The organism is Pseudomonas sp. LBUM1679, from assembly GCF_059695565.1.
Genome location: NZ_CP166774.1, coordinates 1934891 through 1952471, shown reverse-complemented (window position 1 = coordinate 1952471; position 17581 = coordinate 1934891). Strand labels below are relative to the sequence as shown.

At 56.1% G+C, this 17581-nt stretch carries 15 protein-coding genes and 1 pseudogene; 6 read left to right on the top strand and 10 right to left on the bottom strand.

Translation table 11 applies throughout. The features are described from left to right. Nucleotides 1-58: 58 nt before the first annotated feature. Together ACA062_RS08970 and ACA062_RS08965 are read right to left on the bottom strand one after the other, a co-directional pair. Nucleotides 59-565 (bottom strand): flavin reductase family protein, encoded by a 507-nt coding sequence (locus ACA062_RS08970; protein ID WP_497456066.1) that lies wholly within the window; start codon nt 563-565, stop codon nt 59-61. A 28-nt stretch (nt 566-593) separates the two neighbouring features. Next, nucleotides 594-1820, bottom strand: a complete 1227-nt coding sequence (locus tag ACA062_RS08965; protein WP_497456065.1) for an acyl-CoA dehydrogenase family protein — start codon at nt 1818-1820, stop codon at nt 594-596. Nucleotides 1821-2232: 412 nt separating this feature from the next. Between ACA062_RS08965 and ACA062_RS08960 the strand changes: the two genes are divergently transcribed. The 6 genes from ACA062_RS08960 (at nt 2233) to ACA062_RS08935 (ending at nt 9474) form a co-directional block, all read left to right on the top strand. Then, nucleotides 2233-2976, top strand: coding sequence for a TetR/AcrR family transcriptional regulator (locus tag ACA062_RS08960; protein WP_497456064.1), 744 nt, complete (start codon nt 2233-2235; stop codon nt 2974-2976). Nucleotides 2977-3045: 69 nt separating this feature from the next. Next, nucleotides 3046-4005, top strand: coding sequence for a quinone oxidoreductase family protein (locus ACA062_RS08955; RefSeq protein ID WP_497456063.1), 960 nt, complete (start codon nt 3046-3048; stop codon nt 4003-4005). Between the two features lie 305 nt (nt 4006-4310). After that, entirely contained in the window at nt 4311-5921 is a 1611-nt protein-coding gene (locus tag ACA062_RS08950; protein ID WP_497456062.1) for a hypothetical protein, read from the top strand. A 178-nt stretch (nt 5922-6099) separates the two neighbouring features. Continuing rightward, the gene (locus tag ACA062_RS08945; RefSeq protein ID WP_497456061.1) at nt 6100-6822 is read left to right on the top strand and encodes an SDR family oxidoreductase; all 723 of its coding nucleotides are present in this window, start codon (nt 6100-6102) and stop codon (nt 6820-6822) included. A 431-nt stretch (nt 6823-7253) separates the two neighbouring features. Next, nucleotides 7254-8207 carry a hypothetical protein gene (locus ACA062_RS08940; protein WP_497456060.1) on the top strand — a complete coding sequence of 318 codons (954 nt, stop codon included), beginning with the start codon at nt 7254-7256 and terminating at the stop codon, nt 8205-8207. 535 nt (nt 8208-8742) lie between these two features. Continuing rightward, a complete protein-coding gene (locus ACA062_RS08935) occupies nt 8743-9474 on the top strand; it encodes a hypothetical protein (RefSeq protein WP_497456059.1) in 732 nt (243 codons plus the stop codon). Between the two features lie 368 nt (nt 9475-9842). Here the strand turns inward: ACA062_RS08935 and ACA062_RS08930 are convergent, their stop codons facing one another. The 8 genes and pseudogenes from ACA062_RS08930 to ACA062_RS08895 form a co-directional block, all read right to left on the bottom strand. Further along, nucleotides 9843-10829, bottom strand: coding sequence for a DUF3644 domain-containing protein (locus tag ACA062_RS08930; protein ID WP_497456058.1), 987 nt, complete (start codon nt 10827-10829; stop codon nt 9843-9845). Nucleotides 10830-11653: 824 nt separating this feature from the next. Beyond that, a complete protein-coding gene (locus ACA062_RS08925) occupies nt 11654-13045 on the bottom strand; it encodes an aldehyde dehydrogenase family protein (RefSeq protein WP_497456057.1) in 1392 nt (463 codons plus the stop codon). Nucleotides 13046-13105: 60 nt separating this feature from the next. Then, complete coding sequence (locus ACA062_RS08920) at nt 13106-13921, bottom strand: HpcH/HpaI aldolase/citrate lyase family protein (protein WP_497456056.1); 816 nt, start codon at nt 13919-13921, stop codon at nt 13106-13108. Continuing rightward, nucleotides 13918-14760 carry an HTD2 family dehydratase gene (locus tag ACA062_RS08915; protein WP_497456055.1) on the bottom strand — a complete coding sequence of 281 codons (843 nt, stop codon included), beginning with the start codon at nt 14758-14760 and terminating at the stop codon, nt 13918-13920. The genes ACA062_RS08920 and ACA062_RS08915 overlap by 4 nt, the downstream gene beginning before the upstream one ends. A 25-nt stretch (nt 14761-14785) precedes the next feature. Then, nucleotides 14786-15715, bottom strand: a complete 930-nt coding sequence (locus tag ACA062_RS08910; protein ID WP_497456054.1) for an electron transfer flavoprotein subunit alpha/FixB family protein — start codon at nt 15713-15715, stop codon at nt 14786-14788. After that, complete coding sequence (locus ACA062_RS08905; RefSeq protein WP_497456053.1) at nt 15716-16480, bottom strand: electron transfer flavoprotein subunit beta/FixA family protein; 765 nt, start codon at nt 16478-16480, stop codon at nt 15716-15718. It lies immediately after the preceding gene. A gap of 50 nt (nt 16481-16530) precedes the next feature. Beyond that, nucleotides 16531-16691, bottom strand: a pseudogene (locus ACA062_RS08900) (CoA transferase); the annotation flags it as partial. 8 nt (nt 16692-16699) lie between these two features. Further along, nucleotides 16700-17578, bottom strand: a complete 879-nt coding sequence (locus ACA062_RS08895) for an SMP-30/gluconolactonase/LRE family protein (RefSeq protein ID WP_497456052.1) — start codon at nt 17576-17578, stop codon at nt 16700-16702. Between the last annotated feature and the right edge of the window lie 3 nt (nt 17579-17581).

The window sequence follows — 17581 nt, the reverse complement described above, 5'->3', positions numbered from 1 at the left end:
CCTCGCGGAATACCCCATTGGGCTGTTTCAGGCGCCTATCTATTGCTACGGACGGACGTCACCAGACGTCGACGCAACCACTCCACTCGGCGCTTGGCGCGCGGGCGTGCATTTGGTGGTAGCGACCACTATAAAAAAGCAGCGGCTTACGTTGTGCGCCGATGCGCACATGCTCGATCTCGCCGATGTAGAGCAGGTGGTCACCGGCCGGGTGCACGTCGACCGTACGTGCGACGAGGTGCACGAGACTGCCGTCCAGCAATGGTGTGTCCCCGTGATAGGTGAAAGGCAGCACAGCTCCCTCCTCCGGGCGCCCACCGAAATGACCGCTGAGCCAACGCTGACTTTCGGCAAGAAAATTGATCCCAAAACGCACGCCCTCACCAACAAACTGGTTGAAGCTCGAGGCATTGCGGATTGAAATCAGGATTAGCGGGGGTTCCAACGAGACCGACATGAAAGCGTTGGCGGTCATGCCGGCTGGCTGGCCGTCGGCGACGAAGGTGACGACGGTCACCCCGGTGGCAAACTGGCCCATTACTGAGCGCAGAAGTTTGGCGTCCATAGGAGAATCCTCAGGTTCGTGGCGGCGCTTAGATCAGCGGCGTGACGGTGTTTTCCACGCCCAGTAGCGCCTTGCCATATAGCTCGCTCCCTATTGCAGGCAACGCCACGGCGTGCCGTGCTGCAGTGTTCGAATCGCGCCACCAGCGTTGCATCGGACTGGCCTCGGAAAAGCTCCCGGCGCCATGAGCGGACAACAGAATGTTAATCGCGTCAGTGATCAGGGTGTTGATCAGGCCTACGTCAGCGCGAATTCGCGCCCGCGTCAAAGCATCCAGCTTGATGCCCTGGCGCGAGGCTTCGTCAATCTCATCGGTGGCGCGGAAAGCACGCAGGTGAGCGGTGTCAATCTTGAGGGCAGCCTCTGCGATCTGGGTCTGGAACACGACCGAGTCGGTCTGCTTTTCGAACGAGGTGTAAGCCACGGCTCGGCGCGGCGCATTGTCGATCACGTATTTCAACGCAGCGCGGCCCAAGCCGAGTTGCGGGCCATTGAGAATCAGCGAAGCAAACGGGACGAACAACGCGCGGTAAGCCACTTCGTCTTTGAATTCGGTGGCGTATTTGCCCTCAATCGCATCGCCGAGGTTCAGCAGACGATGATCGGGCACGAATATTTCATCGGCAACAATGCAGTTGCTGCCTGAAGCGCGCATGCCGGCGGTGAACCAGGTGTCTTCGATGCTGTAGTCCGATTCAGGCATCAGCGCGAGATACTGTGCGACGACAGCGCCGTTGCTATCGCGCTCTTCGGCACCGACAGCGGCCCAGTCGGAGTGAAGGCTGCCCGAAGACGAATACCATTTTCCGGAGACGATCAGTCCACCGTCTACTCGCCGAGTCGTCGGCGAAGCGTTGAACACCCCGGCGACCCGAGCGTTCGGATTTGCGCCGAATACTTCGTCTTGAGCTTGTTCGGAAAACAGGGAGGTGAACCAGGCACACACGTTGGTCAATGCAACGACCCACGCGGTCCCGCCGCAAGCTTCGCCCAGCGCCGCGGACACCTCGAGGTGCGAACGCAGCGTGCCTTCGTAGCCGCCATAACGCTTGGGCACCATCAACCGGAACAGCCCTGCTTCACGAATGGCGTCAATGTTCTCGTCACACGTGCGGCGGTCTTTTTCGCATGCAACCGTGTTCTTGCGCAGTAGCGGCTGCAGCGCCTCGGCGCGTTTGATCAGCTCTGGCAGCGTCGGTGCCGGAACAATTGCAGTGAGGGTATCGACGTCCTGAAAAATCACTTCTGTGCTCATACCAACCTCGAATGTCATAATGAACTAAAATGTCATTTATAAATTCCGGGTGAGCGAATACCCCAGCGAGCATTGATTGCTCAGCCGTGTGCGGGTCATACACCCGATCTGGTTACATCGTCAGAAACTTACCGTCAGCGAAGATGCACCGTGGCTCGATGGCTTTTGAAAACGGTGACGTGCCAATTCGAACGAGCACAGGGGGACGTTGGATGAGGTCGGGCGGCGGGATGTGAGGGGTTGAACATTTTCGTCTCCTGTTATTTTTATGACGATATTGTCATTCCGACAATTGAGTTGAATGTAGGACAAGACTTTACGCCATGCAAGGTTTATTTAGACATATTTGTCATTATGAAAAATAACCTATAAATTGTCACTCTGACGCCAAGTCATCGCTTGAGGCTAGATCGTGCAAACACAAGAAACACCCCCGGCCATATCGGACCACCGTCCAAAAGTCGCCAAGAAAAAACGTCAAGTCATGCGCAGTAAATTGCTTGATGCGGCGATGCGCGTGTTCGCAGCGCCGGGTGGGGCAGCTCCCGTCATTGATGATGTGATTCGTGAAGCCAACGTATCGCGGGGCACGTTCTACAACTATTTCGATTCGCTGGATCAGGTGCTCGTGGCTATCGGCCAGGAGCTCAACAACCAGATGACCACCGACATCCTTCCGGTCTATGACGTCCTGACCGAGCCCTGGCAGCGCGCGGCCGTTGCGTCCAGGCTTTTCCTGGTGCGTGCCCTGCTCGATCCAAAATGGGCGGGTTTTGTCACCCGTGTTGATGCGTGGCAGCACAACACGCTCGTCGCGGAGTACATGGCCAAGGACCTTGAGAACGGTAAGGCCTCAGGTGACTTTATGTTCGACCGCATCGACGCTGCAACGGACTTCCTCATGGGCGCTTCAGCGCATGGCATACAGGCCATTCAACAAGGCGTTGAGCGCCCCAATAACTACATGGACGCGTGTGTGCGCCTGACCCTGGCAAGCCTGGGTTGCAGTAGAGAAACGTGTGAAGCAGGTGTGACATTTTCCGTGTCGTATTTGAAGTCTTGGATGAGCGGAGAGCTGACTGCCACCAAGCCTGAATGGGCGCTCAATATCGACTCCGAAGCAGCCCGGCAATTTCTCGCCTACTCACCCAATTAAATTGCAGCTCGGCTTCAGCGAAGCCTGTGCGCTCGCACATCTTGCATCCAACACTTTAGGAATTGCCGCATGAAAGCTGCCGTAGTCCACGATTCCAACGCGCCGCCACGTTATGACGATTTCACCACTCCGGCGGCCGAAGCCGGCGAAACTCTCGTCCAGGTTCGAGCCGCAGCACTCAGTCAACTGGTCAAGGCCCAAGCGTCAGGTCGTCATTACAGCAGCGGCAAGACATTGCCCTTGGTTCCAGGCGTGGATGGCGTGGGCCTGCTACCCGACGGGCGTCGGGTGTACTTCGCCTTTCCGCGAAAACTGTTTGGCTCGATGGCTGAGACCAGCGTTGTGCAACTGGAGAACTGCGTAGACATCCCCGATGACGTGGATGATGTAACGGCAGCGGCTATCGGCAACCCCGGCATGTCGTCATGGACCGCCCTGTTGGACCGGGCAAAATTTCTTCCTGGCGAAAATGTACTGATTAACGGCGCAACCGGCGCGTCGGGACGCTTGGCCATTCAAATTGCAAAACACCTTGGCGCGGCAAAGGTCATCGTCACCGGCCGCAATGCTCAAAGCGTAAAAGGATTAGCTGCACTGGGCGCCAACATATTGATCCCTCTCGACGTACCCGCAGATGAGTTGAAAGCCTCGTTTCGCGAAGCATTGCATACCCATAAAGTAAACGTAGTACTCGACTACCTTTGGGGCCCTTCGGCTGAATGCTTGCTGCATGCGGCTGCCGGACAAGGTAATCACTTAGGCGAGCCGCGGATTCGATTCGTGCAGATAGGCTCGCTGACCGGCAATAACATCAGTCTGCCCGGCTCACTGCTGCGCAGTTCCGGCCTGGAGCTGATGGGCAGCGGCTTGGGTAGCGTTTCCAACGCTGGTCTAGTCCAAGCGGTGGGCGGAGTTTTACGTGCAATCGGCAGCGCTGGGCTTTCGATTGCCACCGAAGCGGTGGCATTGCAGGACGTGGAAAGTGCCTGGCTGAATGAGAGCTCATCGCGACTGGTTTTCACAGTGTAACGACAACACCACCTGATTCGGCCGGTAGCTGGAAGTGTGCATCGTTGATGGCACCAGCAAGCCCTTGGCGTTATTTTCAATTTCGCCCAACCCACCCTGCCTCCCTCTGACATCGACGTAGTTTGAAGAGGCTCGCCGAGACCATAATTGATTTAGAAGCGTTCGATATCAGTACGGTACGCCCCCTTCGGCAGAACGCTGGCGTTGGGATATAGACGTTGAGTATCTGGAAATCAAGACATCCGGTCCCCTACATGTCACACCACAAACGCACGCTTTTGAGTGCGCTTCAGGAGAGACACATCATGGCCCATTTTCGAATCAGCACGTTGACGAGTGCTGTCCTCATCGCCATAGCGGTTATGCCGCACATGACCCAGGCGCAGGACCAACTGTCCGAACAACTCACCCCAAGCACCATGAAGGGCATCGGCACGATTGACGAACGTTATCAGTCCTACAACGTTGAGATGCTTGAGGTAACCGGCGGCAAATTCTGGAAATCGTACGAAGACATTAAAAAGGCCGCGGCCTCTGCGGGGACAGAGGGCGAAGCCCAAAGCGGGGATGCACCCGCAGGAATGGATCCCGGCCTTTACCAGTATCGTTCCCCACTCGACCTTACCAACAAGCGGTTGCGCGCCATGGCCCAGGCGCTTGCCCCAGCGTACATGCGGGTTAGCGGCACTTGGGCGAACACCACCTATTTCGCCGACACGGACTCATCGCCAAAGGAACCGCCCCAGGGCTATGGGGGTGTGCTTACACACCAACAGTGGTTGGCAGGGATCGACTTCTCGCGTGCCGTAAACGCACCCATTGTTACCTCAATGCCGACAAGCGTCGGCACCCGTGGCCCCGATGGCCTCTGGCGGCCCGACCAAGCCCGCCGCTGGCTCGCCTTTACCAAGGCACATGGCGGAACCGTTGCGGCTGTCGAGTATATGAATGAGCCCACGTTGGCTGCGATGGGCGGCGCCCCCAAAGGTTATGACGCGGCGGCGTTCGGCCGTGACTACCGGGTATTTAACGCTTTCATGCGCAAGGAATTTCCGGACACCAAGCTTCTCGCGCCGGGCTCGGTCGGCGAATCGTACGCTGATTGGGCCGTCGCCGTGGGCGGATACGGCGACCAGGCGACGCTGCCAGCAGGTGAACTTGCAACCTCGACAACTGACGCCGACGCGTTTTCCTACCACCATTACGGGGGTGTATCGCAGCGCTGTAAGGATCAAGGCTTCCAGACAACTCCCGACCAGGCACTCTCCGAAGAATGGCTGGGCCGCACCGACCAGACGCTCGCTTACTACCGCGATGTGCGCGACAAGAGCATGCCCGGCAAGCCGTTCTGGAACACCGAGACGGCGGACACGGCCTGCGGCGGCAACCCTTGGGCCGGCACCTTCCTGGACACCTTCCGCTACCTCGATCAGCTTGGCCGTCTTGCTCGCCAAGAGGTGGACGTCGTTTTCCATAACACACTGGTCGCCAGCGATTACGGGCTCCTGGACGAAAACACCTTCGAACCCAAGCCGAATTTCTGGGGCGCCTTACTGTGGCGCCGCCTGATGGGGACAACGGTCCTTGACACAGGGTTTGCCAACCGCGCCGGCATGCACGTTTATGCACACTGCCTGCGCGGCGTGCCCGGCGGTGTGGCGATGCTGGTCCTCAATACCGATCAGCAAAAGACCCACTCGCTTATCCTCCCGGCCGCAGCAACCCGTTACACCCTGGCGGCTGCGAGCCCAACCGATAAGACCGTCTCGCTGAATCGTACGCCACTGCAACTTGGCGCAAACGATGCCCTTCCAACAATGGAAGGATTAGCAACTGCCAGCGGCGAACTCTCCCTCCAGCCCGCCAGCATTACGTTTCTTAGCGTCCCCAGTGCCAACAATGCAGCCTGCCAGTGAGCGCGCCTGCCAAGCCGAAGATGAGCTGAGCCCAGCGCGTTCAGCTTGGTCACCCCGCGCCATCGGGTGAAAGAACCGGTCATTTCGTCAGCGAAATGACCGGTCCTGATGAGCGAAACACGCACTGCAACTTAACGCTTCTGCGAGTAACAACTTTCCAACTCCCAAGGTACTCAACATGACTCCACGTACATTTTTGATCACGGGCGCCAGCAAGGGTATCGGTCGCGCACTCGCGCAGATGTTGGCAGCCGCTGGACATGAGGTGGTGGGTATTGCCCGTCACGCCGATGACTCAAGCTTTCCAGGCGTATTGGTTCCTGTAGATCTAGGGGACCGGGTACAGACAGAGCATGCGCTGAAAGAGCTGACACAGAAATATGCATTCGATGGCTTGGTCAACAACGTTGGATTGGCGCGTGTGCAACCTCTCGGTGAGGTTGACCTGGACGATTTCGACGCAGTAATACGGGTGAATCTGCACTCGGCTTTGCAAGCGACCCAAGCAGTTTTGCCCGGTATGCGCGAGCGGGGTTGGGGCAGAGTGATCAACATCTCTAGCCTGACGGTACTGGGAATCGCACACCGCACATCTTATGCCGCAGCCAAGGCGGCATTGATCAGTTTCACTCGAACATGGGCGTTAGAACTGGCCTCTACGGGGATTACCGTAAACGCGGTCGCGCCGGGCCCGACAGAGACAGAACTATTTCGCGAAAATAACGCGCCAGGCAGCGAAGGAGAGAAGCGTTACTTGTCAGGGGTGCCAATGGGCCGCTTCGGTCAGCCGGAAGAAATCGCTTCAGCGATTGCATTCCTCATGTCCGAGCAGAGCAGCTACATCACCGGCCAGACACTCTTTGTTGACGGCGGTGCATCGATCGGTAAGGCATCGTTCTAGATCATCGACCCCGCTTGCGGATATCCGGGACTGTGATCAAAAAAGGCGCACGCTTAGGAGCGCGCCTTTTGTGTTTTCAGGACAGCAGCCTGTCGGCGGTCAGTGCCGGAGAAGCCGTGGTGCCTGCTTCCGAGCTGAGCGATGCGGGCATACTCTGAATGGCCAATTTGTTTGTGATGAACAGCATGCCGCAACTATGCGTGTACGTCGGCACCAAGGCACAGCTCCGATGGCCCGCACAATGCGCACAAGGTGAGGTAGATCATGCTCCAATTCAGCAAGAACGTTCTGGCGAGTGCTGTGCTCAGCGCTTTGGCAGCGATGCCCCTGATGACCCAGGCGCAGGAGGGTACGTCTGACCGACTTGCCCCCAGCACCATGAAAAAGCAGTCGGTACCGTCGATGAGCGCTATCAGTCGTACAACGTCGAGATGCTAGAGGTCACAGGTGGCCAATTCTGGAAACCGTATAACGAAATCGGCGCGTCCTCCTCGGGCGGCGACGCACAGGCCGGCGATACGCCGTCTGGAATGGATCCTGGCCTCTACCAATATCGCGCGCCGCTCGACCTCGCCAATAAACGCTTGCGAGCGATGGCTCAAGCGCTCGCTCCCGCCTACATGCGGATCAGCGGCACCTGGGCCAACACAACCTATTTCGCCGACACCGACACACCGCCCAAGAATCCGCCCAAGGGCTACGGGGGTGTGCTCACGCGTCAGCAGTGGCTGGCCGGGATTGAGTTCTCGCATGCAGTTAACGCGCCTATCGTCACGTCGATGCCGATAGGCATGGGTACGCGTGGGCCCGACGGAATCTGGCAACCCGATCAGGCTCGACGCTGGCTCGACTTCGCCAAAGCCCATGGCGGAACGGTGGCTGCGGTCGAGTACATGAACGAGCCTACTCTCGCGGCTATGGGCGGCGCTCCTAATGGCTACGATGCGGCGGCGTACGGGCGTGACTTCAAGGTTTTCGACGCGTTCATGCGCAAGGAGCATCCGGACACCAAGCTCCTCGCGCCGGGCTCGGTCGGCGAATCGTATGCGGATTGGGCAACCATTGCCGGATACGCCCACAAGCCATTGCGAGCAGGTGAACTTGCAACCTCGACAACTGACGCCGACGCGTTTTCCTACCACCATTACGGGGGTGTATCGCAGCGCTGTGCGGATCAAGGTTCCCAGACAAGTGCCAACCAGGCACTCTCTGAAGAATGGCTGGGCCGTACGGACAAGACACTCGCGTTCTACCGCGATGTACGCGACAAGAGCATGCCGGGCAAGCCCTTCTGGAACGCCGAGACGGCTGACTCGGGCTGCGGCGGCAGATATTTCTGCAGTTGTACAGCCATGATCGCCCCCAAAAGCGTGGCAAAGGTATGAAGAACGAGAACGGAAGTCGCTCAACAGCCATTCACCGATTCTGGGTACGTCCGATGGCAACGATCGCATAGCCCATTGAGTGTTTCTGGCCGATTTCTGCCTGTCGCGACCGGCTTAAAACGACCCAGGTTGTGTGAAAACGTTTTAGAGCGAGTTTGACAGTCAGAACCGCAACGAAAATCGCGTTCCTACACAAATTTCAGGTCTGTTGACCAACAAAACTCTGGCAGATTTTACGTAGCAACGCAGACTTCACAACGGTGCATGCGTTTTCACACAGCCTGGACCCATAGCAGCCTGTGGGGTGCTGAGATTTCGGGTGCGATTCAGAAACTGAAAAATCGCTTGCGCAAATGGTGTGTGGACGGCAAGGCCCAACTGGATGATATCCTTACGTCGTCCTACTGGAGCCAGAGAGAAGCGTAGAGGTAGTAGTTCTATCAGAACGAATGGGATGATCAGGTTGCCGCTATTGCAGGATAGCTGGACAAATCAAATAAGTAGGGATTACTCTCTCAAAGGACTAACTTACAACATGAGCTTATTCAATATACCATTTTTCAAAAGCCCCGTTCAGAGAACTGAGGAGATATATTCTAAAGGAGTTGTATTTTTACAGAATAATGACTTTTACAATGCAAATGATCATTTTAAAAGAGCAAGTTCAGAGGGGCATACCTCAGCGACTTACAATCTCGCCTTAATAAATGGCGGCGGCAGTATCACCCCTTATGATATAGATTTTGCCAGCTACTGCTTTCGGCAATCAGCTACGGGTGGACATTCAAGCTCAAAAGAGTTTACATTTTGGTTAGATAAAGCTGAAGATACATCTTATGGTACAACAGCTCTTGCTATGTTCGCATCAAAGTTGTCACCTGATGAATCTCCAAATCATTTATTGATGATGACTGGATGTCTACTTTATAATGCACTGTGTCAAATCCATAAGGCGACGGATGCTGTTATTGAGTATGAGTTGGATGCCGCCAGCCATAGTGAATATAGCTATGTACAGAACTTTATAAGAAGAACTGGAATAGAAAAATCAAAATATGAAGGGGGGCTTGATCGGTTAGAAAAAGGCTCTGCCGCTGATCAAATAACAGACGGCCTAAATAATCTTTACCTTGCGTTAAAGCATTCTGGTCATAGTGACGACCTTTGTATTATGATTCGCTGCACCATAGTTGGTTATATAATCTCCAAATCTAATTATAGAGATAATGCCAATGTGTTATTCGGGGTGGATAAATTTTTCAATTAGTGAGCCCGCTATTTCTCCTTAGAACATTGAATGGCTTTTTTGGCTGATTTCAACCAGTGCTGCTGATCAATTTTGGTTAATAGTAGTTTGTCATTTCAAGTCACAGTCGACTGAGAAAGATTCCGCGTCAACTGGCCGATTGCTGTTCGTCGCAAGGGGCAGTAATCAACCCAAAGCGGCCAGTTGTTAGAGTGCTAACGTTGATGGCGAAGAGCTTGAGGATTGTGGTTGACGATGATAGCAATTCAAACCGGCTGCATTGCGATTTATGGCTGAGGAGAGGATCCACGGATACGCGAATATAAGCTGAGTTATTAACTGAAACCTAAATCCGGCGCCCTGACAGCGCCGTGGTTGTTTACCTGAAGCTAAGCTTTTTCGTAATGTGCATCGAATTCTTTGAGGATATTCGGATTATAAAAGATTTTAGGTACCCCGGTCGTGCTGCCTAGGTTGAGATATCGCTTGTGCGCAAATTTTTCTTCTGCCTCCAATTTTTTACGAACAGTATGGTATTTTTTGTTTTGCTTGAATTCTTTGAATCGACGAGCTAGGCGCGTTGTAAGAATCTCATAATCCCAAGGATATTTTTCAGAGATATCCAACTCTGTTATTATGATTTTTGTCGCATTGCTATCTGTGGAGTGCTGGATCGGTAGAGCGGAATCGCTTTTGACTTTCTGGAATTTTATATCTACTCTCAGTGTCAGGTTGTAAGTGCTGATATCTTCGTTGTCATACATCTTTTCGGCTTGGCCAATGTATTCTAAAACCTTTTTTTCTTTGGGGTTGAGCATGATTCCTGGAGCTTCGTCGAACCCTCTGAAGAACGAAATGGGCATTAGGTAAAAGTTATACCTGGATAGAATGTCGCCGTGCCAGCTTTTTACAATATTTGCATAATTTTGTAATGAGGCACTGCCCAGCTCTTGTATTTTAAGACTGAGCATAATGTCATCATTAATAAAATGTATCGAATTATCCCTGATTTCAGTTAGAGCAGTTATATTGTCGATGATAGGCTTTTCAATCTTGCTTCCAAAGTCTTCGGTTATTATTCGATAGGCTTCAAATAAGCTGATGGACATCGGATTGCCAGCTCTATTCGTTTTCGGTCTTAGTAATTTGGATTTTTCGCCGTTTTTTAGGGCCCGGTACTCCATCGCATAAAGCGCAGCTACCTTATTGCTAGACAGACTAAGGATCTTTGCTTTCAACAGCAGTTCCCAAGCATTGATGCATAAAATCGAAAAGCTTTCCTCTCGATACTTAAAGTCGGGCTTGTTATATATCTCCATGGCTGAGAGCATTGCAGATATAGATTTTTCAAGCATGCTCCGCGAGCGTGATTTCATGCTTCTTCTTCCTTATTTAAGCGTTGCTAAAGGGATGCGTGAGGTAAGTCTCCGATAGGACTTGCAGGAATTCAACAGCAGCCTTTGCTTTAACGTTGGCAATTACGAAAAATGGAGCGATTGGTGGACTGCTTGGTACAGGAGCCGCAATCCGGTGTCAGCCCTGTAAAAGCGTTGGCTTGATTTCATTTTCGTAATTGCAATGAAAAATCGACGCTACAGAGTGAAATTCACGCCTTTGCTAACGGCGGCTCATGGCCGATTTCCGCCTGTCAATCGACCCTTAGCAGACGTTCAGCTCTAGGCTACTTTCAGATAGATGTTGTCGATTGTCCACACTACAAACCGACCCTCGCATATGCATTGTCTTGCGGAATATAGAGCGGGTGATGCCGTCCCACGACGTGCAGGAAGGTGCAGCCAATGCTGCTGCGTTCATTTCCTCTCCTTCCATTGAAAGGGTTCTACATACTCTCTTGTGAAGAAAGACCATGAGGACGTCTGCCCGCTTTCGCGTGAAGTGATATTTCAACTTCTATCTAGCCCGTTACAGGATGGCGTTCGCTTTTCCTCGTTCCTTCGCCCGCACCGCAATGGGCAGTTTTTGCAAACGGCTTTCCCTGACGGGAGCGATACGGGATTTCCACGTTCCACTTACAGAAGTACGTCGGGTTAGGTGCCTGCTATCGACGGGGAGACGTACCCCTCCAGACCAAGCTATGCCTCCTATGAACACTCTTAGGGCTCCGCTGAATACGCTTGACACCATAGGTTCATAATTGTGAAAGCCCGGGGAGCAAACGCTCCCAAGCTTATTGATGCGGTCAGCGCCGATCTAGCCACACAGTCTGGGCATTGCAGAATTCCCGCACCCCGAAATGCGACAACTCACGGCCAAAACCGCTTTTCTTCACGCCGCCGAAGGTGACGCGTGGGTCGGATGCACAATAGCCATTGATGAACACACCACCGGTTTCAAGCTCGCCCGCCAGCTGCTGGGCTAGCTCGATATTGCGTGTGTAAATGGTGGAGGCGAGTCCGAATTCGCTGTTATTGGCCAGTTCCAACGCATGGGTTGCATCGCGCGCGGTGATGATCGAGGCCACCGGGCCAAAGAGTTCCTGTTTAAACGAGGTCATCTGGTCGGTAACCTCACTGAGCACCGTGGGCTCATAAAAATTCCCAGGACCATCAGCTTTCCTGCCGCCCATCAACAACGTCGCGCCTTCCTCCAGTGTGTCGCGGACCTGTCGGTCAAGTTCATCACGCAGGTCAAAGCGGGCCATGGGGCCTATGTAAGTGTCTGGGGACAGTGGATCGCCGACGACCAACTGGCGGGTGGCTTCGACGAACTTGCGCGTGAATTCCTTGACAACGCCTTGCTCGACAATCAGCCGTTTGGCGGCCGCGCAGACTTGCCCGGTGTTCTGGTAGCGACCAATCACGGCGGCTTTGACGGCTTCGTCGAGGTCGGCATCGTTGAGCACAATGAACGGATCGGAACCGCCCAATTCCAACACACACTTCTTCAAGGCCGCCCCGGCCTGAGCTCCGATGGCCATGCCGGCTCTCACGCTGCCGGTGAGTGTCACCGCGGCGATGCGTGGATCAGCGATCGCGCTGGAGACACCGTCCGGCGTGACATTGATGATTTCGAAAACGCCTTCGGCAAAGCCGGCGCGTTTGAAGGCATCCTGGGGGAGATAGGCGCTGCCCATCACGTTTGGCGCATGCTTGAGGACGTAGGTGTTGCCGGCGATCAAGGCTGGCACGGCGCCGCGTAGCACCTGCCAGATGGGGAAGTTCCACGGCATCACGGCGAGAATCGGACCGAGCGGGCGATATTCGATGCGCGCCTTCCCACCTTCAACCTGCGTGGGTTCGGCGGTCAGCATGGCGGGCCCGTGTTCGGCATACCACTCGCAAAGCTGCGCACACTTTTCAATCTCACCGCGTGCCTGAATGGTGGGTTTGCCCATTTCCAGGATGATCATGTTCGCCATCGTTTCTGCGTTGCCGCGTAATGCCTGAGCCAGGGCGATCAACAACTGTGAGCGTTGTTCCGCGGGTTTACGTCGCCAGAGGGAGAACCCGGTAAAGGTGCGTGAAAGTGCAGCCTCCAGTGCCGGCTCGGATTCGAATGGGTAGTAGCCGATCTGCTCGCCATTGCTGGGGTTGATCGAAATGGCATGGGTAAGGCTGGAAACATGAGTCATGACACCGCCCTGCAAGGTGGGAATGATGCGCAGCTTCGAAGCAAAGGCGTCGCCGTTGAGTCAGGTCGCGCGCGCCAGAATGGAGTGCGCACGACCAATGACGGGGGCATCGACCATTTCCCCATCCATCACGAAGACGCCTTCTCCTGATCTGGCGGCCTCAATAATGCGTTGCGCCCAGTGCAACTGTTCAGGACTGGGTGTTAACGCCTGATGGATGATTGCTACTTGGCTCGGATGGATGCACAACGCGCCACCGAAACCCATGTCGCGGGCATATTGAACGGCATCATGCAGGCCTGCGGTGTCCTGGATGGAGGGAAAAACACCGTCCAGCGCCGGAGCCAGGCCGGCAACCCGTGTGCAGAGCAACACGGCATAGCGGGTGTGGCTGAGCACCTCTTCGGCGGCACGGCTGCCGGTGGTCAGGTTCAGGTCCAGGCCTAGATCGAGGCTGCCGAACGACAAGCGCTCAACGCCTTGGGTGCTGGCAATCGAGCTGAGTGCCGCCAAACCCTTGGCGCTCTCGATGATCGGCCAGATCGGTTTGCCGGTGCTGCCTGCATTGAGCACCTGTGCTGCACTTTCTGCCTTTGGCAGCAAGATCGCGGTCACGCCGGCGTGCCGCCGACAAAGCTCCAGGTCTGCCTCGTGAGCCCAATGATCTGGCGCATTGACACGAACCAGTACTCGAGCGTCCGGGGTTTCACTCAAAAAGCGCTCCAGGTTTTTCCTGGCCTGTTCCTTGAGATTTTCCTGGACGGCATCCTCGAGGTCGACGATGACCCGGTCCGCACCGCTGGCGATGGCTTTGGGGATGCGTTCGGGGCGAGTGGCCGGGACGAACAGGGCCGAGCGAACAATCGAAGTACTCATGCTGTTGCTCCCTCGCTGAACTCGATTTCTCCGACCTGCGCAGTACCTTCCTGATTACCCGCCCAGACCTGCGCCTTGCCGGTGTCGGTTAACCGTCCGCCCACTTCGAAAGATTGCGGTGAAATCAACGGGCGCAGGCCGCGGAAGGTGAAACGCTTCAGGCGCGCAGTCGGGTGTGCTCGGGTAAAGGCACGCAGGTTCAAGGTGGCAATCAACGGGCCATGCACCACCAGGCCGGGATAGCCTTCGGTCTCGGTGACGTAAGGCCAGTCGTAATGAATCCGGTGGCCGTTGAACGTGACCGCCGAGTAGCGAAACAGCAGGGTCGGGGACGGTTCGACCTGTTCCTGCCACTGGCCCTCGGGCAGTGCCTCGGTGCCGCTCAGTTTGGGCTGTGCAGGTTCGCGGTAGACGATGTCCTGCTCATCCTGCAGGGCACGCTCGCCCTCCTGGAAATACTCGTGACGCACCGTGACAAACAGCAACGACCCGGTGCGACCATGCTTCTCTTCGACCTTGAGAACGGTCGAGACACAGGTCACCTCGGCGTCGACTTTCAACGGCTGGTAGAACTCGATACGGCTGCCGGCCCACATGCGATTGCGGTTGTACGCCGGAGGCAGGAAACCACCCAGTGCGGGATGCCCATCCGCGCCCAGTTCGCTGGCGGCGACCGGCTCCTGAAAGAACGCCCAGTGCCACAGTGGCGGCAGCGGTTCGCCGGGCTGAGGCGCCACTTCGCTCAACGTCGCGGCAATGCGCTTGACCAGGTTGAAGCTGATCCGCTCATGGCTTTCCAGGCGACGCCCGATCCAGGCTGAAAAATCGATACTGTTCATAGAAAACGCTCCGGTCGGTCGGTGATCAGGCCAGGGCAGCCATTTCGGGTATCGCTTCAAACAGATCCGCCACCAGGCCGTAATCGGCCACCTGGAAGATCGGCGCTTCTTCGTCCTTGTTGATCGCAACGATCACTTTGGAGTCTTTCATGCCGGCCAGGTGCTGGATCGCGCCGGAGATACCGACGGCGATGTACAGCTGAGGCGCGACGATCTTGCCGGTCTGACCGACCTGCATGTCGTTGGGTACGAACCCTGCGTCGACCGCGGCGCGGGAAGCACCGACGGCAGCGCCGAGCTTGTCAGCCAGGGCATACAGGTGTTTGAAGTTGTCGCCGTTCTGCATGCCGCGACCGCCGGAAACGACGATCTTGGCAGCGGTCAGTTCCGGACGATCGGACTTGGCCAGTGCTTCGCCGACAAAGCTGGAAATGCCCGCGTCGTGAGCAGCAGCAACGGTTTCAACCGATGCCGAACCGCCTTCAGCGGCAACCGGGTCGAAACCGGTGGCCCGCACGGTGATCACTTTGATGGCAGCCGAAGACTGCACGGTAGCGATGGCGTTACCGGCATAGATCGGACGCTTGAAAGTGTCAGCGCTTTCTACCGAGATGATCTCGGAGATCTGGTCGACGTCCAGCTGCGCTGCGACGCGTGGCAGGATGTTTTTGCCGTTGGAGGTGGCAGCAGCCAGGATGTGGCTGTAGCCAGTGCCCAGATCGGCCACCAATGGCGCTACGTTTTCCGGTAGCTGGTGAGCGTAGGCGGCGTTGTCGGCCACCAGCACTTTAGTCACGCCAGCGATTTTCGCCGCGGCTTCAGCCACGGCGCCAGCGCCCTGACCTGCCACCAGCACGTGGATGTCGCCACCGATTTTCGCGGCAGCAGCAACGATGTTCAGCGTGGCCGGGGCCAGCACTTTGTTGTCGTGTTCAGCAATAACCAAGATAGTCATTTAGATTACCTTCGCTTCGTTTTTCAGTTTCTCGACCAGTTCAGCCACCGACTTGACCTTGATACCCGCGCTGCGTGCAGCCGGCGCTTCGACTTTAACGGTCTTGTTGGTGGAGGCGGTGGAAACGCCCAAAGCGTTCGGAGTCAGCACTTCGAGAGGCTTCTTCTTGGCTTTCATGATGTTTGGCAGGGACGCGTAGCGCGGCTCGTTCAAACGCAGGTCGGTGGTGACGATGGCCGGCAGTTTCAGGGAAACCGTCTGTGCGCCGCCGTCGACTTCGCGAGTCACGGCAACGCTGTCGCCGCTGATTTCGACTTTGGACGCGAACGTGCCCTGACCGTAGCCGCTCAGTGCAGCGAGCATCTGGCCAGTCTGGTTGTTGTCGCTGTCGATGGCTTGTTTGCCAAGGATCACCAGTTGAGGCTGTTCCTTGTCGACAACTGCTTTCAATAGTTTGGCAACGGCCAGGGAAGTCAGATCTTCGGCGGATTCGACGAGGATGGCGCGGTCGGCACCCAGCGCCAGCGCGGTGCGCAGTTGCTCTTGGGCGGTGGACGGGCCGACGGAGACGACGACGATTTCAGTGGCAACGCGCCCTTCTTTTATCGAGAGATCCTTCAGGCGTACTGCTTCTTCCACGGCGATTTCGCAGAACGGGTTCATCGACATCTTGACGTTGGCGAGGTCGACGCCGGAATAGTCCGCCTTGACGCGAACCTTGACGTTGTAATCCACAACGCGTTTGACAGCTACCAGGATTTTCATGGGGCAGTATTCACTCGAAAACAGTTGATCGTTGCACTCGGATGGCGCCGGCTGTAGGCATACATGGCGGCGGCGGTATTGGCGACCGAGCATCCCGCCTTGGCCATCTGTTCTTCGGCCGCCCTGCCGGTCACCGAAAGGAGCCCGCTATCACTCTGGATCAACAGGGAGCAGGCTTTTTCTTTGCATAAGGGCCGGCGACGCCATAGCCTTAAATGATCAAACCCGAAACGCGTGCTCGGCCAGACCCGCCACGGGCGAAGCCGCCGCGAACACGCATCCCGCATGCGGTTCGGTAGCGAAATCAGCCTCGGTCATGCCGTCATTTCGCGTTGTGATGTAGAGCGTTTTGCGGTCGACACCGCCAAACGACACCGAAGTCGGCCGGCGGGTCGGCACCTCTATTACGCAATCGAGCTTGCCTTGCGGCGTGTAGCGCGCCACCCGCGAACGGTGCACCTCGGCAATCCATACACAGCCGTCGGTGTCGGTTGCCAGGCCATCGGGCTTCACGCCAGTGTCGGTGTAGTCGACAAGCAATCTGCGCTTGCCGACATGCCCTTCGTCGAGGTCGAACTCATACGCCCACAGTTGCCCCGGACGCGAATCCGCGAAGTACATCGTGCGCTCATCTGGACTCCAGCGCAGCCCGTTGGCAAGCCGGACACCGGTCGCCTCGCAGGACGCCCGATCGCCCTCGAAACGATAGATCCCGCCGAGCGGTGCCTTGAGATCGACGTCATAGGTACCGGTCCAGAGGCGGCCACGCGAATCGCACGCAGCATCGTTGTAACGCTCCTGCGGCGAGATCAGTCCGCTCGCAGCGAAGGGCACATAATGGTCGCTCTCGAAGCTACCAAATGCGAGTCCACGCGTGAACGAGAAAAGCAAAGAACCATCGGTGCATAGTGTCACGCGCGCGCACCGATAGGGCAGCGACTTGGAGTCAACTGCGCCGGTTTGGGGGCTGCCCCGGTACAGGCGCTTACCAATCAGGTCGATCCAATACAACATATTGTCGGCGGGGTTCCACAAGGGGCCCTCACCAAGCTTGGTATCGGAGTGAAACGCAAGCTCTGCGCGAATTTCGTGGGTCATGTC

Coding starts and splice junctions, on each gene's coding strand:
- ACA062_RS08970 (WP_497456066.1), bottom strand. CDS start 565: ATGGACGCCAAACTTCTGCGCTCAGTAATGGGCCAGTTTGCCACCGGG.
- ACA062_RS08965 (WP_497456065.1), bottom strand. CDS start 1,820: ATGAGCACAGAAGTGATTTTTCAGGACGTCGATACCCTCACTGCAATT.
- ACA062_RS08955 (WP_497456063.1), top strand. CDS start 3,046: ATGAAAGCTGCCGTAGTCCACGATTCCAACGCGCCGCCACGTTATGAC.
- ACA062_RS08950 (WP_497456062.1), top strand. CDS start 4,311: ATGGCCCATTTTCGAATCAGCACGTTGACGAGTGCTGTCCTCATCGCC.
- ACA062_RS08945 (WP_497456061.1), top strand. CDS start 6,100: ATGACTCCACGTACATTTTTGATCACGGGCGCCAGCAAGGGTATCGGT.
- ACA062_RS08940 (WP_497456060.1), top strand. CDS start 7,254: ATGCTAGAGGTCACAGGTGGCCAATTCTGGAAACCGTATAACGAAATC.
- ACA062_RS08935 (WP_497456059.1), top strand. CDS start 8,743: ATGAGCTTATTCAATATACCATTTTTCAAAAGCCCCGTTCAGAGAACT.
- ACA062_RS08930 (WP_497456058.1), bottom strand. CDS start 10,829: ATGAAATCACGCTCGCGGAGCATGCTTGAAAAATCTATATCTGCAATG.
- ACA062_RS08925 (WP_497456057.1), bottom strand. CDS start 13,045: ATGACTCATGTTTCCAGCCTTACCCATGCCATTTCGATCAACCCCAGC.
- ACA062_RS08920 (WP_497456056.1), bottom strand. CDS start 13,921: ATGAGTACTTCGATTGTTCGCTCGGCCCTGTTCGTCCCGGCCACTCGC.
- ACA062_RS08915 (WP_497456055.1), bottom strand. CDS start 14,760: ATGAACAGTATCGATTTTTCAGCCTGGATCGGGCGTCGCCTGGAAAGC.
- ACA062_RS08910 (WP_497456054.1), bottom strand. CDS start 15,715: ATGACTATCTTGGTTATTGCTGAACACGACAACAAAGTGCTGGCCCCG.
- ACA062_RS08905 (WP_497456053.1), bottom strand. CDS start 16,480: ATGAAAATCCTGGTAGCTGTCAAACGCGTTGTGGATTACAACGTCAAG.
- ACA062_RS08895 (WP_497456052.1), bottom strand. CDS start 17,578: ATGACCCACGAAATTCGCGCAGAGCTTGCGTTTCACTCCGATACCAAG.